The following is a 14,678-nucleotide window of genomic DNA, read 5'->3' as shown; positions in this document are numbered from 1 at the left end:
GGCCACCCCCGTTCGGGGCGAGGGCTAACGCGGCGCGCGACGGGCACCGATAGCGCCACACGAGCACGGATCGCTCACCAGTTCGGCCACGGATCGGCCACCACCGCACGGCGACGTCCACCGACGACGCCTGACGAGGGGACCACCGTGTTCGATTCCGTGACGAGCGTCGCGCTGCAGAGCGCTCTCGACGGCCTGTCGATGCGCCAGAAGGTGATCGCGAACAACATCGCGAACATCAACACGCCGAACTACCACGCCGAGAAGGTCCAGTTCGAGGACGCCCTGGCGAAGTCGATCACCGACGGCAGCGGCGACACCGCGCCGACGGTCGCCCGCAGCCTCGAGCCGACGAACACGAACGGCAACAACGTCAACCTCGACGAGGAGACGCTCTCCAACGTCGACACCGTGCTCCGGTACCAGTTCGCCACCCAGGCGATGAACTCCGAGCTCACCAGCGTCCGTGCGGCGATGCGGACGAACTCGTGACGACCTTCGACGCGATCGGCATCGCGAGCACCGGCATGACCGTGCACCGGAAGTGGCTCGACGCCGTCGCGGACAACATGGCGAACGCGAACACCGTGAAGTCGATGGACGACACCGCGTTCCAGGCCCGCTACGTCGAGGTGCAGGAGGGCAACGGCGTGTCCGGCGCCTACGTCAAGGGCGCCGCGTTCGGCAGCGCCGCCGGCCGCGTGACCTACGACCCGGACAACCCGCTCGCGAACGACGAGGGCTACGTCCGCATGCCGGACATCGACCTCGGCACGCAGATGGCGGACCTCATCATGGCCCAGCGCGGCTACCAGGCGAACGCCGCCGTGGTCGACCGCGCCAAGACCGCCTACGAGGCGGCACTGCAGATCGGGAAGAACTGATGCCCATCGACGCCGTCAACGGTGTGACCACCAACGCGATGACGAACGCGCTGACGAGCGTGTCCGGCACGTCCAGCGACGTCGCCGGGACCGCCGGCGCGACCAGCACCGACGGCAGCGGGTTCGCCGCCAGCCTCGGGAACGCCGTCGACGGGTTGCAGGCGCTGCAGAGCGACTCGAAGACCCTCGCGCTCAAGGCCGTCACCGGCAACCTCGACGACATCCACGACGCGACCATCGCCGCCACCCGCGCGCAGGTCACGCTCGAGCTCGTCTCCGCCGTCCGCAACAAGGGCGTCGACGCCTTCAACGAGATCATGAGGATGCAGGCCTGATGCCCGTCGCCGTCAAGAACGTCTTCGCGCGCCTGTCCGCGTACGTCAAGGGCTTCTCCGCCGCGCAGCGCACCATCGCGATCCTGGTGATCGCCGCGCTCGTGCTCGGTGGGATCGCCCTGGCGTCGTGGCTCGGCAAGGCCTCCTACGCGCCGCTCTTCACCGGGCTGGCCGCCGCCGACGCGAGCTCCATCACCGACCAGCTGCAGACCGACGGTGTGCCGTACCAGCTCACCGACGGCGGCGCGACGATCCTCGTGCCGCAGGCGCAGGTCTACTCGGAGCGCCTCAAGGCCGCGTCGAACGGGCTGCCGTCGTCGAACGAGGGCGGGTACTCGCTGCTCGACCAGATGGGCGTGACGAGCTCGGAGTTCCAGCAGGACGTCACCTACAAGCGGGCGATGGAGGGCGAACTCGCCAAGACCATCGGCGCGATGGACGGCGTGCAGACCGCGACCGTGCAGCTCGCGATCCCGGAGAAGTCCGTGTTCGTGTCCGAGGAGAAGGACCCGACGGCGTCGGTGTTCATCGCCACCGACAACGGCACGCAGCTGAGCACCGACCAGGTGCAGGCGATCGTGCACCTGACCAGCGCGTCGGTCGAGGGCATGCAGACCACCGACGTCTCGGTCGTCGACGCCAAGGGACAGACCCTGTCCGCCGTCGGCACCGGCGCCACCGGCAGCGGCGCCGACCAGGCAGCCGACTACGACGCCGCGACGAGCAAGAAGATCCAGGACCTGCTCGACACCACCCTCGGCGTCGGCAACGCGACCGTCGTGGTCTCCGGCACGATGAACCAGGAGTCCGGCACCCGCACGTCGGAGAGCTACACGACCCCGACCTCCGGACCGGTCGCGCTCAACGAGTCGAGCACCACCGAGCAGTACGGCGCCGGATCCGGTGCGTCGAAGGGTGCGACCGGGGTCCTCGGCCCGGACAACATCGCCGTGCCCAACGGGACGGCGACGAGCGGCACGGGCGACGACGGGTACACCAACGAGTCGGCGACGAAGAACAACGCCGTCGACCACACCACCGAGACCACGCAGATCCCCTCGGGGTCCCTCGACCGGCAGACCATCTCGGTCGCGCTGAACTCGAAGGCCGACGCGGTGCAGAACGCGAACCTGCAGAGCATCAACGACCTGGTCTCCGCCGCAGCCGGCGTCGACCAGGACCGCGGCGACCAGGTCAAGGTCGCGATGATGGACTTCGACACCAGCGGCGCCGACCAGGCCGCGAAGGCCCTCGAAGCGCAGCAGAAGGCCGACCAGCAGGAGGCCCTGTGGTCGTCGATCCGCACCGCCGGCATCGTCATCGGCATCCTGCTCGCGCTCATCGCCGTCATGTTCGTCATCGCCCGCCGCAGCCGGAAGCAGGAGCGCGAGGCGGTCGACCTCGGCGAGCTCGACGCCTTCGCCGGCGAGACGTTCCAGCTGCCCCTCGCGATGGACGGCGCCGCCGACCGCGCGACCCTCGGTGCCGGTGACGCCCCGACCGCCGTGCTGTCGACGATGCCCGCCGGTGACCCGCCGACCGAGGTGCTGACGACCGACGAGATCACGGCCGAGCGTCGCCGCCAGGACATCTCCGCGCTGGCCGAGCGCGACCCGAAGCGCACGGCCGAGCTGCTGCGCGGGCTCCTCGACGACCGGGCGCCGGTGTGAGCGCCCTGATGCCGAGCGCCGGCGGCCCGGGCAACGGCACCGGCAAGAACTCGAGCGACCGCACGCTGACCGGCGCGCAGAAGGTCGCGCTCATCCTCATGCAGATGGAGACCGACCGCGCCGCCGAGGTGATGAAGCAGTTCACCGAGATGGAGGCCGAGGAGATCTCGGCCGAGATCGTCCGGATGCGCCGCGTCGAGGACACCGTCGTCGACCAGACCATGTCGGAGTTCCACCGGATCACGATGAGCGGTCGGCTGCAGAAGCGCGGCGGCAAGGAGACCGCGCTCGGGCTGCTCGAGGCGTCCTTCGGCGCCGAGCGGGCCGCCGGCGTGATGGACCGCCTGGCCTCGAACCTGGCGGGCCAGTCCTTCGACTTCCTCGACGACGCCGAGCCCGGTCAGGTGATCACCCTGCTCGAGGGCGAGCTGCCGCAGACCATCGCCCTCGTCCTCGCACACCTCAAGCCGGGGCAGGCGAGCGCCGTCCTCGCGGGTGTCGACGAGCGCGTCCGCACCGACGTCGCGCAGGCGTTCGCGACGATGGGCAGCGCGACCCCGGAAGCCGTCGGCATCGTCGCGGGTGTCCTGCGGCAGCGCGCCGGCGCCGTCGTGTCGCCGCGCGAGAGCGTCGAGGTCGTCGGGGGCATCGCGCCCCTGGTCGACATCATCAACCGCTCCGACGTCGCCACCGAGAAGGCCGTCCTCGACGGGCTGGAGGCCCGCGACCCGGAGCTCGCCGAGGACATCCGCTCGCGCATGCTCACCTTCGAGGACATCGTCAAGCTCGAGTCCCGCGACATCCAGCAGGTGCTGCGCGGCATCGACTCGAAGCTGCTGGCGACCGCCATGAAGGGTGCGGCCGGACCCGTCGTCGAGACGATCCGCGCGAACGTGTCCGAGCGCAACCGTTCGCTGCTCGACGACGAACTGCAGGCCATGGGTCCGGTCCGGGTCTCGCAGGTCGAGGAGGCGCGCGCCGAGGTCGTCCGTTCCGTGCGCGAGCTCGAGGCGCAGGGCGTCATCACCGTGCACCGCGCCGAGGAGGACGAGCTCGTTGACTGACACCACGACCGCCGGCACCGTGCAGCGCATCGCGTTCCCCGTCATCGGCGACGCCGCCGGGCGCGAGCGTGCGTCCGGTGCGGACGTCCGCGGCCACGCCGCCGGCTACACCGCCGGGCTCCGCGCCGCGCAGGCCGAGACGGACGCCCTGCGCGCCCGCCTGCAGGCCGAGCACGCCGCGCTGACCGCGTCGCTGCGCGCGGACACAGTCCGCCGCATCGCGGTCCTCGACGCGGCGACGAACGCGATGCTGTCCACGGTCGCACCCGTCCTCAGCGACGCGGAGGCGTCGGTCGCCAGCGCGGCCACCGACCTGGCCGAGGCGATCGTCGGGTACGAGATCCGGGCCTCCCGTCCGACGGTCGGTCCCGATGACGGACGGGAGGCCCGGATCACGTCCGGCGCCGAGACCGCCGTCCGGCGGGCGCTCGCGTCCATCGACCGCAGCGTCCCGGTGGCCGTCCGGCTCAGCCCGGCGGACGCGGCCCGCGTCGCGGACGTCGACCTGCCGGTCCCGGTGGTCGCGGACCCCGCGCTGCGGGACGGCGACGCCGTCGTCGACCTGCCCGACGGCATCCTCGACGCCCGGATCGCGACCGCGCTCGACCGCGCCCGTACGGCGCTCGGTGTCGAGCTGCAGGGGGCGTCGGCATGAGCGCCACGCTGCTCCGGCCCCGGGGGCTCGACGACGCCCTGCGGCGGGCCGCACCCCAGCGGGTCGGCGTCGTCACGAGCGCCGTCGGCCTCGGTCTGACGATCGCCGGGCTCGATGCCCACGTCGGCGAGGTCGTCACGGTCGGGGCAGAGGACGGCGTGCAGACCGCCGTCGAGGTCGTCGCCACCGATGCCTCCGGCGTTCGCTGCATGCCGCTCGGCCGCCTGACCGGTGTCACCGCCGGCACCCCCGCACGCCCCACCGGCCGTCCGGTGCTCGTGCCGACGGGGGCCGGGCTGTTCGGCCGTGTGCTCGACGGGCTCGGCCGGCCGATCGACGACCGCGGCCCGCTCGTCGGCGCCGGTGGCGAGCCGGTCGACCTGGTGCCGCTCGACCACGCGACGCCGAACGCGATGGCGCGCACCCGCATCGACACCCCGATGCAGCTCGGCGTGCGGGTGCTCGACACCCTCACCACCGTCGGCCGTGGCCAGCGCATGGGGCTCTTCGCGGGCTCCGGCGTCGGCAAGTCGTCGCTGCTGTCGATGATCGCGCGGGGGAGCGACGCCGCCGTCAACGTCATCGCGCTGGTCGGGGAGCGTGGCCGCGAGGTGCGCGAGTTCCTCGAGGACGACCTGGGGCCCGAGGGTCTCGCCCGCTCGATCGTCGTCGTGTCGACCTCCGACGAGCCCGCGCTCATGCGGTTGCGTGCCGCGTTCGTCGCCACCCGCATCGCCGAGTCGTTCCGCGACGCCGGCCAGGACGTCGTGCTCATGATGGACTCGCTCACCCGCGTCGCGATGGCGCAGCGCGAGATCGGGCTGTCCGTGGGGGAGCCGCCGGCGACCCGGGGCTACCCGCCGTCGACGTTCTCGGTGCTCGCCGGGCTGCTCGAGCGCGCCGGCACCGACCGGGTCGGCAGCATCACCGGCATGTACACCGTGCTGGTCGACGGCGACGACCACAACGAACCGATCGCCGACGCCGCCCGCAGCATCCTGGACGGGCACGTCGTGCTCGACCGGAAGCTCGCGATCACCGGGCACTTCCCGTCGGTGGACGCCCTCGGCTCGGTGTCGCGTGTGGCCTCGAAGGTCACCCGACCCGAGCAGCGTGCCGCCGCCACCGTGCTGCGGAAGGTGATGGCCGCGCGCGCCGGCGCCCAGGACCTGCTCGACGTCGGCGCGTACCAGCGCGGCTCGAACCCGCTCGTCGACGCCGCCGTGGATCACCAGGGCGCCATCGACGCGTTCCTGCGCCAGGGGATGGACGAGCGGGCGACCGCCGACGCCTCCTGGCAGCGCCTCGGCGGCCTCGTGCAGCAGCTGGGGGTGTCGTGATGGCCCGCCGGTTCCCGCTCGCCGGACTCCTGCGCCTGCGCCACACCGAACAGGACCGCGCCGCCGCCTCGCTCGCCACCGCGAACGAGCGGGTCCGTGACGCTGCCGACGCCCGGATCGCCGCGCGCCGGAGCCTCGCCGACACCGAGGGCGCGCAGCCGATCGAGGACGCCGCCACCCTGAGCGCCGTCGCCGCCGCGCGCGCTGCGACCCGCGGGATGCTCGAGGAGCTCGACGCCGTCGTGCGGACCCGCCGCGCGGACGCCGACCGTGCGCAGGACGAGTACACCGCCGCTCGACGTGCCGCGGTCGGCCTGGAGAAGCTCGAGGGCAAGCACGCCGCCGAGCAGGCCGCCGAGGAACTCCGCACCGAACAGAACGCCCTCGACGAGATCGCGGCACGACGCCGCACGGAAGGTGGTGCCCGATGAGCGTCGAAGCGGTGCTCTCCCGGATCTCCGAGATCCGGTCCCAGATCGACACCCTGCGCGGGGGCTCGGCCGCGGCGGCCAGCTCGTCGTCGTCCGCTGCCGCGACCAGTGCGTCGTCGAGCGCGTTCGCCGATGCACTGGCGACCGCCACGGGCTCCACCGGCACCGGCACCACGACCACCACTGCCGCAGCCGCCGCCACGACCGGCAGCGCGCCCGCCACCTCGGTCGACGCGGGCGCCGGGACGCTCGCCACGGGCAGCGGCGCCACCGGCTCGGACGTCGTCGCGGACGCGAAGAAGTACCTCGGCGTGCCCTACGTGTTCGGCGGCACCACGACCGCCGGTATGGACTGCTCGGGCCTGGTGCAGACCGTGTTCAAGGACCTCGGTGTGACCATGCCCCGGGTCGTGCCGGACCAGGCGAAGATGGGCGTCGAGGTCGGCTCCCTGAAGGACGCACAGCCCGGCGACCTGATCGTCCCGAAGGGCGAGGGCCACGTCGTCATCTACGTCGGCGACGGCAAGGTGCTGCACGCGCCGCGCCCCGGGAAGGACGTCCGCATCGTCGACAACTGGTACTCCGACGCCGACATCGCCACCATCCGCCGCATCGTGCCGGCCCAGGCGTCCGCCACCCCGGCGCCGACCGCGACCACGGCCGCGAGCAGTGCCACCGACCTGCAGACCGCCGCGCTGCTGTCCATGATGCAGACCGGGAGCGCCGCATGAGCCTGACCATCGCCACCCAGCCCGCGCCCGCTCCGGCGAGCACCGCTGCGCCATCCCGCCCGAGCTCCGACCCTGCAGGGCCCGGATCGTTCGACGCTGCCCTGACCGCTGCCGCCGCGACCGGTCGTCGTGCCGCCGACCGGGCAGCGGCGCGCGACGACGGTGCCGACACCGCGACCGACGACGGCACCACCCCCGCGACGCCGCCCACGCCGGACACGACGCCGCCCACGCCGGACACGGCCACGGCCGACACGGTTGCGGCTGCCGACGCGCAGGCGCTGCTGCTCCCCGGACTGGTGCCCACACCCACCGCCGCCCCGGTTCCGGCGACCGCCGCCACCGCTGCTCCGGAGGCCGCCACGCTCGAAGCGGGGTCCGCCGCGGATGCCGCGACGACGGCTCCGGCGGTCCCGCGGTCGGCCGTGACCGAGACCCCGGTGGCCGGTGCGGTCGCGGTTCCGGCCCCGGCCGAGCTGTCCGCGACTCCCGTGGTCCCCGCGCAGTCGGCACGCTCCGACGCAGTCGCCGGTGCGGACGCAGGGGAAGCGGCGGGCGAGTCCACCCCGGCGCCGGCACGCTCGACCGCTGCGCCGACCGCGTCAGCGCAGCTCCCGGCGGCCACCGCCCAGCAGGGGAGCGTTCCGCCCACCCCGACCGACGCCGGCTCGGCCGGAGCCGCCGTCCGCACGGCCGCCGCACCTACGGCCTTTGCATCTACGGCCGCCGCAGCGACCGCATCCGCCGCACCGCTCACGTCGGCGGTCCCCGCGCAGGCCGCGCCCACGAACCCGACCCCCGCGGACGGCACCGCGACCGCGACCCCCGTCGTCGTCACCGCCGTCGCGTCGACCGCTGCACGCGGTGCCCAGACCGGCCACGGGACGGAGCAGCAGGGGTCGACGGCGGGTGATCCGGGCCTCCCGGCAGTCACCACCGCCCGCGGTGGCGAGACGCCCTTCGTCCTGCCCACGACGCCGACCGCCGCGTCCACCCCGGCCACCGCGGCTCCGTCTGCGTCGGCGACGCCGGCACCGCTCGGGCAGCAGCTCGCGCGCCCGGTGTTCTCGCTCGCGCAGGCCGGCCCCGGTGAGCACGTCGTCACCGTGCAGGTCGTGCCGGACAGCCTCGGACCGGTCACGGTCCGCGCACACGTCACGGCGCACGGCATGCACGTCGAGCTGTTCGCAGCGTCCGAGGCGGGCCGCGACGCGGTCCGCCAGGTGCTGCCCGACCTGCGGCGCGACGCCGCCGGCACCGGGCTGAGCACGACGCTCGACCTGTCCTCCCAGAACCACCCGGACACGGCGCCGGGTCGCGACCAGCGACCGGCCGACGGCCGCCTGCGTGCCGACACCGGCCTGGAGGCACGGCGCACGTCCGCCACGCAGTCAGCGTCCGCCGCCACCACCTCCACCGTCCGCACCGCGGGACTCGACGTCCTCGCCTGACCGGCTCACGAACAGGAACCAGACCATGCCCATCGACGGCATCACCGGCAGCGTGGACCAGGCTGCCCAGGCCGCGGCCCTCGCCGCGAACTCGACCGCGAAGAAGTCCCAGACGATGGACTCCGAGGTGTTCATGAAGCTGCTCGTCACGCAGCTGCAGAACCAGGACCCGTCGTCGCCGATGGACACCAACCAGATGATCAGCCAGCAGACGCAGCTCGCGATGATGGAGCAGATCACCAACCAGACCACGACGGGGAACGAGAACTTCTCGCTCCAGATGCGCATCGCCGCAGCCAACCTCGTCGGCAAGCAGGTCAGCTACACCGACGCTGCGACCGGCACCGCCGTCGCCGGGACCGCCTCGGCCGTGTCGTACGCGAACAGCGTTCCCACGGTCACCGTGAACGGGAAGGAGGTCGCTCTCGACGTGATCTCCGGCATCACCACCACCGCACCGGCTTCCTGACCGTTCTTCCCCTCTTCCTCCCTGCTCTTCCTGCCTCTCCGAAAGGACGCACCATGCTCCGCTCGCTCTACTCCGGGATCTCCGGCCTCCGCTCGCACCAGCAGATGCTCGACGTCACCGGCAACAACATCGCCAACGTCAACACCGTCGGCTTCAAGGCCTCGTCGACGGTCTTCCAGGACACCCTGTCGCAGATGACCCAGGGTGCCGGCGGACCGCAGACCGGTGTCGGCGGCACCAACCCGGCGCAGATCGGCCTCGGCGTCCAGGTCGCCGGCGTCTCCACCAACTTCGCGCAGGGCTCGGCCCAGGCCACCGGCAAGGCCACCGACCTGATGATCTCGGGCGACGGCTTCTTCGTCACCCGCCTCGGCAACGACACCGTGTACACCCGCGCCGGCGCGTTCGACTTCGACGCCGACGGTCGTCTCGTCACCGCCGACGGCAAGATCGTGCAGGGCTACCCGGCCACGAACGGCGTCGTCAACGACAACGGGGGCCTCGCCGACATCACGCTGCCGCTCGACGCCGCGGCACCGGCCGTCCGCACCACCTCGGCCTCGGTCGCCGGCAACCTGCCGTCCGAGACCGCGGCGGGCGCGACCATCACCCGCGAGGCCACCGTCTACGACGCCTCCGGTGCCAAGCACACGATGTCCCTCGCCTACACGCGCACCGCGAACGGCTGGGACGTCACCGCCCGGAACGGGCAGGGCACCACCGCGAACGGGTCCCTCACGTTCGGCACCGACGGCAAGCTGACGTCCGGCGGCACGCTGACGGTCGGCGGCATCGCCGTCGACATGGGGGAGCTGACCGGCTTCGCGTCGCTCAACACCGCGTCGATCGGGTCGCAGAACGGCCGCGAGGCCGGCGCGCTGCAGGGCTACGCCATCTCGAAGGACGGCACCGTCACGGGTACGTTCTCGAACGGTGCGTCGCTCGCCCTCGGCCGCATCGCCCTCGCGACGTTCGCCAACCCGGCCGGCCTCGAGAAGACCGGCGCCTCGGGCTACCGTGCGACCGGCAACTCGGGCACCGCGACCGTCGGCGGCCCCGGCTCGGCCGGCGTCGGGTCGCTCGCGGCGGGCACCCTGGAGATGTCGAACGTCGACCTGTCGCAGGAGTTCACGAACCTGATCGTGGCGCAGCGCGGGTTCCAGGCGAACGCGCGCATCATCACGACCTCGGACGAGGTGCTGCAGGAGCTGACGAACCTGAAGCGCTAGCGGGCGAAGTCCCCCGGGCGCGGGACGTTCGGCTCTGGGGGTCCGACCCGGCGGGTACGGACGATTGATGCTCCGACACCACGGGGAGGATCGATCATGACCACACACACCACCCGCGCTCAGCGCGCCCGGCCCGACGACGACCCGCGAGCGTTGGTCTTGCCACGCTCCGCAGCGTTCCGGTGGTCCGCGATCATCACCACCGCGTTCGTCGGCCTGACGGCCGTGGCCGGGGGCATCGCGCTCGTGGTCGGGGTCGACGCCGAGCTGTTCGCCCCCGCCACGAGCGTCCTGGCCGACACGGTCTTCCGTTCGTTCGTCGTGCCCGGGCTGCTCCTGGCGGTCATCGTCGGCGGCACGCACCTGCTGGCAGCGATCCTGGCGGTCCGCCGGTCCCGGTGGACCGTGCTCGCCGTGGCGGCCGCAGCCTTCGTCCTGCTCGTGTGGATCTTCGTCGAGACCGCGATGATCCCGTGGAGCCTGCTCCAGGCGGTCTACTTCGCCGTCGGACTCCTCGAGGTCGGAGTCGTGCTCACGGGGCTCGGGCTCCTGTCGGACGGAGGCCGCCGATGAGTGCGGATGGTCGTGCTCCGGCACCGGCGTCGCCGTCGCGCGCCGGGGCGGGTACGAGCAGCCAGCAGTCAGCTGATGCCGCGCGGTCCGCGGACGTCTCGCACCGGATCGCACAGGCAATGTCCGACGAAGCGTCGCGACGAGCTCGGGACCTGCTCGTGATCGTCAGCGGAGACGAGATCGTCGTGCGGGGACACGTGCGGTCCTGGTCGGAGCGGGACCACATCGGAGCCGTCGCTCGCGACACCCCCGGCGTCCGGGTGGTCTGCAACGACCTGGTCCTCTTCGACGACGCAGCGGTGCACGGGCACCTCCACCACGGTGGCGACGGCCACGATCTCGGGGCCGGAGGCTGCGATGTCTGACGCGGGCCGCGAACCCTACGGATGGTGTCCGCTGAGCGAGACCGCGCAGCGGATGGCCACCGTGCTGGAGTTCCAGCAGCGCGCACACGACCGGTGGTGGCGGTTCCTCCCGGGACGTCACGCCTCGGACGACGCTCGGGAGCGTGAAGCTGTTCGTCGACTCCGATGCATCGTGACGGAGGTGGCCGCACGGGTGCTCGCGGTGACGGTCCCGGGCATCCTGAGCACCCGCGACGCCGTTGCCTACCTCGGTCGGGAACCAGTTGCCACCGAGACGTGGCGCATCGTGGCCGACCCGTCCGCGGCGTGGTCAGCGGAGCGATTCGGCTGAGCGCCGAGCCGAACCGGCTCCGCAGTGGGACGTGGTCCGCGCACGGGACGTTCGGCCTGGTGAGCCGCCGGTGCTCCTCGTACCGTCGAGCAACGGAGTTCGCCGCACCGGTGTGCTCGTCGGACTCGGAGGCCGCCATGAGCCGGTACATCGTCGCTGTCGATGGTTCGGGCGCGGCGCAGTCCGCGGTCAGGTGGATCGCCGACGTGACGGATCCCTCGACGGACACGGTCTGGCTGGTCACCGTGGCCGAGTTGCTCGGAGACCTCCCGTCGACAGCCGAGGCGCGGCTGCTCGAGGCGCGGTCCCTGCTGCTCCGGCGCCATCCGACGCTGGAGGTCACGACAGACCTCGTCGGCGGCGGGACCGTCCACGGCATCGTGCTCGAGGGCACGGCGGGTGACGTACTGGTGCTCGGGGGGCGCCAACGCCATCGGTTCATCGGGGCGCTGCGCGGCCGGGTCGCCGAACGGGTCGTCGCCGAGGCGAGGACTCCGGTGATGGTGGTGCCGGAGGAGCGCGTCGACGAGGTCGGCCCCGTCGTGGTCGGAGTCGACGGGCAGTCCGGTGTGGCAGCGCTGGCCTACGCGGCCGCGTTCGCTGCTCGGTGGCGTCGAGAACTCGTGCTCGTGCGGGCGTGGCAGTCGCCGTCGACGACGACACCGTTCGGCAACGTCTACTTCGAGGGCGACCTGTCGTCGTGGGAGCACGCCGCTGACCTTCAGGTCGAAGCCGCGTTGCACGCGGTCGATGCCGCCCATCCGGATGTGCCGGTGCTCGGTCGAGCACGCCGTGGCTCCCCGGGGCGCGTGCTGCTGCGCGAAGCGGCATCTGCGTCGGCCGTCGTCGTCGGCCGACGTCACCGGAGCTCGCTGACCGGCCTGATCGCCGGCAGCGTCGGGGAGACACTGATGCACGAAACGCACGTGCCCGCGCTGATCGTCCCCCCGAACGCAGTCCTGCCAGCTGCCCTGGATCGTCCGACGCACTGATCACCGAGGAAGGAACGACCACCATGACCGATCGATCTCGCCCCACCGTCGTCCGCGACGGACCCTGGGGTTTCGTGTTCCTCTGCGCGTTCGTCGGCGCCGCGGTCTCCTTCACCTCAGTGTCGGACGGGAGCTTCGGCGGCCTTCGTCGGGTGGCGAAGCCACAGCCGCGTCATGTGGTCGCATCGGTCCCGGACTCGCCAGCACGTGTCGTCGCCACAGGGATCCTGGTCGCACCGGTGAGCGGCGCGCCGTCCCCTGTGGACGACTCCGGTGGTCCGCCGGTCGCCGGCGCACGCCACGGTCGCCTCCGCGCGAACGCGAGCAGCTGTGCGCCGGTCCCGAGCAGGACCACGAGCACCCAGACCGCGATGTTCAGGAACGGGACGTGCAGGGCCACGACGAGGATCGCGCCGCCGACGAGCGAGGTCACGACCGCACCACGCCGGTCGCGGAACACGACGCGACCGACGTAGTGGGCGCCGTACGGGAACGAGGCAATGCACAGGACCGACCAGACGACCAGCACAGCGAGCGCCAACGGCGCACCGACGAGCGTCACGAGGAGGACGAGGATCCCGGCAGGTACGGCCAGGGACGCGACGAAGCCGACCAGCAGCGCTCTCCACGGGGTCGGGTACAGCTGATCCGTGACCTCTCGGAGGACGCGGGGCACGAGGAGTGCCGTCGCCGACGTGATGAGGCTGAGCGCGACAAGTGCGGCGAGCAGACCCACCAGCCAGGCGAGGAACGTCGCTGCCGGCCGTGCCGGAGTGTCGTCCGAGCTCGACGGCTCGCTCCGCTCGACCGTCCCTGCGACGGCTCCCGTGCGGATCGAAGCCTCCTGGTCGCTGACGTACGAGACGTCACCGCCGACGTTCCCGCTGATGGACAGGCCACCGACGTTCAACCGCAGGTGGCGCCCGACGTCCCCGGCGATGCGCACGGCGCCGGCAGAGGCGACCACGTCGTCGCCGAACGACCCGGCTGCGGGAACGGTCAACTCCGCCGCGGCGATCGTCCCGCTGCGACTCACGTCGCCGCTCACGGAGACGTCCTGTCCGGCCAGCCGGACGTCGCCGTCCACGGAACCGCTCACCACGATGGTCTGGGCCGCGACGATCACATCGCCTCGGACGTCCCCACGGATCGTGACGACCCTGCCCGTGGCGTACACGTCGCCGTCGACGTCCGTTGTGATGTCGATGTCGGATCCGCTGTAGAAGCGAGGACCGGGATCGGACCCCGCGAAGGATGCGCCGTCGCTTCCCGTCATCGCGAGTGCCACACCGCCGGAACCTGCCACGAGGAGGCCGGCGGCCGTGAGCGTGACGAGTACCCGTGCCGTGGTCGACCGCGTGGTCACGGCGCTGGGATGGTGATCGAAGGAGTCATACCTGACTGTCCAGCGTCTCCCGGGCGACGGACAGGGCCTGAGGTCCCTCCGACGTGACCGGCCGGACGTTCACTCGTGGAGTGCGCGGCCCTTGAGGACGTCGAACTCCTCCGGCGTGATCGTTCCCTCGTCCAGCAGCGATCTCGCCGTGGCGATCTCATCGGCCGGGCTGCGACCGCGCGCCGCTCGTCCTCGAGCCGGTTCGTCCGACGAGGTGGACCGACCCGCGTCGCGCGCCGCACGGTCCTGCATCCCCTTGCCGCGAGCGACGAGGTAGACCAGGACGGTGAGGAACGGCACGAAGATCAAGAACGCGACCCACACCGCCTTCCACCAACCGTTCAGGGTGTGGTCACGGAACAGGTCAGCGATGACCGCGAACAGGGCCACGAGGTAGGCGACGAACGCGACGATCCAGAAGAAGGACCAGATGACGGCTGCGACACCGCCCCAGGGTCCGTCCCACGGACTGTTCCAGCTGAACATCATGAGTTCGCTCCGTTCGGTCGATCCTGCGCGCACGGACGACCGGGCCGGCCCGCGCTGACGACCTTCGGGTCTCGAGTCCGACGCGCACAGGGGCGAACGTCCCGCCGTGCCGCCTCCTGCTGGACGCGAGGGACCGAGGCCTGGCGGACGTCGTGGAGCTGGTCATCGACGCGGTCAAGCAGGCTGAACACGTCGTCGGCGCGGCCCCGCACCTTCGCAGCGAGCAGGAGCGGTGACGGGCGCGCACGACCGCGACCACCCGCACCCGCACGG

17 protein-coding genes are annotated in these 14,678 nt (G+C 72.2%); 15 read left to right on the top strand and 2 right to left on the bottom strand.

Annotated features, from left to right (window positions below):
- Positions 1-147: 147 nt before the first annotated feature.
- The 15 genes from EDF63_RS09240 (at position 148) to EDF63_RS09165 (ending at position 12,520) form a co-directional block, all read left to right on the top strand.
- Positions 148-492 (top strand): flagellar basal body protein, encoded by a 345-nt coding sequence (locus tag EDF63_RS09240; protein ID WP_123312740.1) that lies wholly within the window; start codon positions 148-150, stop codon positions 490-492.
- A complete protein-coding gene (locus EDF63_RS09235) occupies positions 489-884 on the top strand; it encodes a flagellar basal body rod protein FlgC (RefSeq protein WP_235035933.1) in 396 nt (131 codons plus the stop codon). Before EDF63_RS09240 ends, EDF63_RS09235 begins: the two co-directional genes overlap by 4 nt.
- The gene (gene fliE / locus EDF63_RS09230) at positions 884-1,219 is read left to right on the top strand and encodes a flagellar hook-basal body complex protein FliE (protein ID WP_123312739.1); all 336 of its coding nucleotides are present in this window, start codon (positions 884-886) and stop codon (positions 1,217-1,219) included. Before EDF63_RS09235 ends, fliE begins: the two co-directional genes overlap by 1 nt.
- Positions 1,219-2,889, top strand: coding sequence for a flagellar basal-body MS-ring/collar protein FliF (fliF, locus tag EDF63_RS09225; protein ID WP_123312738.1), 1,671 nt, complete (start codon positions 1,219-1,221; stop codon positions 2,887-2,889). Before fliE ends, fliF begins: the two co-directional genes overlap by 1 nt.
- On the top strand, positions 2,886-3,953 hold the full coding sequence (fliG, locus tag EDF63_RS09220; protein WP_260233038.1) for a flagellar motor switch protein FliG: 1,068 nt from the start codon (positions 2,886-2,888) through the stop codon (positions 3,951-3,953). Before fliF ends, fliG begins: the two co-directional genes overlap by 4 nt.
- A complete protein-coding gene (locus tag EDF63_RS09215; RefSeq protein ID WP_123312737.1) occupies positions 3,946-4,608 on the top strand; it encodes a hypothetical protein in 663 nt (220 codons plus the stop codon). Before fliG ends, EDF63_RS09215 begins: the two co-directional genes overlap by 8 nt.
- A complete protein-coding gene (locus EDF63_RS09210) occupies positions 4,605-5,948 on the top strand; it encodes a FliI/YscN family ATPase (protein ID WP_123312736.1) in 1,344 nt (447 codons plus the stop codon). The genes EDF63_RS09215 and EDF63_RS09210 overlap by 4 nt, the downstream gene beginning before the upstream one ends.
- Positions 5,948-6,379 (top strand): flagellar FliJ family protein, encoded by a 432-nt coding sequence (locus tag EDF63_RS09205; protein ID WP_123312735.1) that lies wholly within the window; start codon positions 5,948-5,950, stop codon positions 6,377-6,379. Before EDF63_RS09210 ends, EDF63_RS09205 begins: the two co-directional genes overlap by 1 nt.
- Positions 6,376-7,110 (top strand): C40 family peptidase, encoded by a 735-nt coding sequence (locus EDF63_RS09200; protein WP_123312734.1) that lies wholly within the window; start codon positions 6,376-6,378, stop codon positions 7,108-7,110. Before EDF63_RS09205 ends, EDF63_RS09200 begins: the two co-directional genes overlap by 4 nt.
- Positions 7,107-8,561, top strand: a complete 1,455-nt coding sequence (locus EDF63_RS09190) for a flagellar hook-length control protein FliK (RefSeq protein ID WP_148061759.1) — start codon at positions 7,107-7,109, stop codon at positions 8,559-8,561. Before EDF63_RS09200 ends, EDF63_RS09190 begins: the two co-directional genes overlap by 4 nt.
- Before the next feature lie 25 nt (positions 8,562-8,586).
- Positions 8,587-9,030, top strand: a complete 444-nt coding sequence (locus EDF63_RS09185) for a flagellar hook assembly protein FlgD (RefSeq protein ID WP_123312731.1) — start codon at positions 8,587-8,589, stop codon at positions 9,028-9,030.
- 53 nt (positions 9,031-9,083) lie between these two features.
- The gene (locus EDF63_RS09180; protein ID WP_123312730.1) at positions 9,084-10,259 is read left to right on the top strand and encodes a flagellar hook protein FlgE; all 1,176 of its coding nucleotides are present in this window, start codon (positions 9,084-9,086) and stop codon (positions 10,257-10,259) included.
- 96 nt (positions 10,260-10,355) lie between these two features.
- Positions 10,356-10,832 (top strand): hypothetical protein, encoded by a 477-nt coding sequence (locus EDF63_RS09175; RefSeq protein ID WP_260233037.1) that lies wholly within the window; start codon positions 10,356-10,358, stop codon positions 10,830-10,832.
- Positions 10,829-11,197, top strand: coding sequence for a BON domain-containing protein (locus tag EDF63_RS09170; protein WP_123312729.1), 369 nt, complete (start codon positions 10,829-10,831; stop codon positions 11,195-11,197). Before EDF63_RS09175 ends, EDF63_RS09170 begins: the two co-directional genes overlap by 4 nt.
- A gap of 468 nt (positions 11,198-11,665) precedes the next feature.
- On the top strand, positions 11,666-12,520 hold the full coding sequence (locus EDF63_RS09165) for a universal stress protein (RefSeq protein WP_185021352.1): 855 nt from the start codon (positions 11,666-11,668) through the stop codon (positions 12,518-12,520).
- 172 nt (positions 12,521-12,692) lie between these two features.
- Here EDF63_RS09165 and EDF63_RS09160 read toward each other — a convergent pair whose 3' ends face one another.
- A complete protein-coding gene (locus tag EDF63_RS09160) occupies positions 12,693-13,886 on the bottom strand; it encodes a polymer-forming cytoskeletal protein (protein ID WP_123312727.1) in 1,194 nt (397 codons plus the stop codon).
- A 99-nt stretch (positions 13,887-13,985) separates the two neighbouring features.
- Positions 13,986-14,402: a PLDc N-terminal domain-containing protein gene (locus tag EDF63_RS09155; protein ID WP_123313122.1), complete on the bottom strand. Its 417-nt coding sequence runs from the start codon at positions 14,400-14,402 to the stop codon at positions 13,986-13,988.
- Positions 14,403-14,678: the final 276 nt, after the last annotated feature.

The organism is Curtobacterium sp. JUb34, from assembly GCF_003755065.1.
Taxonomy (GTDB): Bacteria; Actinomycetota; Actinomycetes; order Actinomycetales; family Microbacteriaceae; genus Curtobacterium.
Note: the sequence above shows the minus strand (reverse complement) of the source record. Positions and strands in the feature narration are given on the sequence as shown.

Excerpts from the sequence above, each read along its gene's own strand:
- fliE (WP_123312739.1), top strand. The coding sequence starts at position 884 with ATGCCCATCGACGCCGTCAACGGTGTGACCACCAACGCGATGACGAAC.
- EDF63_RS09165 (WP_185021352.1), top strand. The coding sequence starts at position 11,666 with ATGAGCCGGTACATCGTCGCTGTCGATGGTTCGGGCGCGGCGCAGTCC.
- EDF63_RS09180 (WP_123312730.1), top strand. The coding sequence starts at position 9,084 with ATGCTCCGCTCGCTCTACTCCGGGATCTCCGGCCTCCGCTCGCACCAG.
- EDF63_RS09200 (WP_123312734.1), top strand. The coding sequence starts at position 6,376 with ATGAGCGTCGAAGCGGTGCTCTCCCGGATCTCCGAGATCCGGTCCCAG.
- EDF63_RS09170 (WP_123312729.1), top strand. The coding sequence starts at position 10,829 with ATGAGTGCGGATGGTCGTGCTCCGGCACCGGCGTCGCCGTCGCGCGCC.
- EDF63_RS09155 (WP_123313122.1), bottom strand. The coding sequence starts at position 14,402 with ATGTTCAGCTGGAACAGTCCGTGGGACGGACCCTGGGGCGGTGTCGCA.
- EDF63_RS09205 (WP_123312735.1), top strand. The coding sequence starts at position 5,948 with ATGGCCCGCCGGTTCCCGCTCGCCGGACTCCTGCGCCTGCGCCACACC.
- fliF (WP_123312738.1), top strand. The coding sequence starts at position 1,219 with ATGCCCGTCGCCGTCAAGAACGTCTTCGCGCGCCTGTCCGCGTACGTC.
- EDF63_RS09185 (WP_123312731.1), top strand. The coding sequence starts at position 8,587 with ATGCCCATCGACGGCATCACCGGCAGCGTGGACCAGGCTGCCCAGGCC.
- EDF63_RS09210 (WP_123312736.1), top strand. The coding sequence starts at position 4,605 with ATGAGCGCCACGCTGCTCCGGCCCCGGGGGCTCGACGACGCCCTGCGG.
- EDF63_RS09175 (WP_260233037.1), top strand. The coding sequence starts at position 10,356 with ATGACCACACACACCACCCGCGCTCAGCGCGCCCGGCCCGACGACGAC.
- EDF63_RS09190 (WP_148061759.1), top strand. The coding sequence starts at position 7,107 with ATGAGCCTGACCATCGCCACCCAGCCCGCGCCCGCTCCGGCGAGCACC.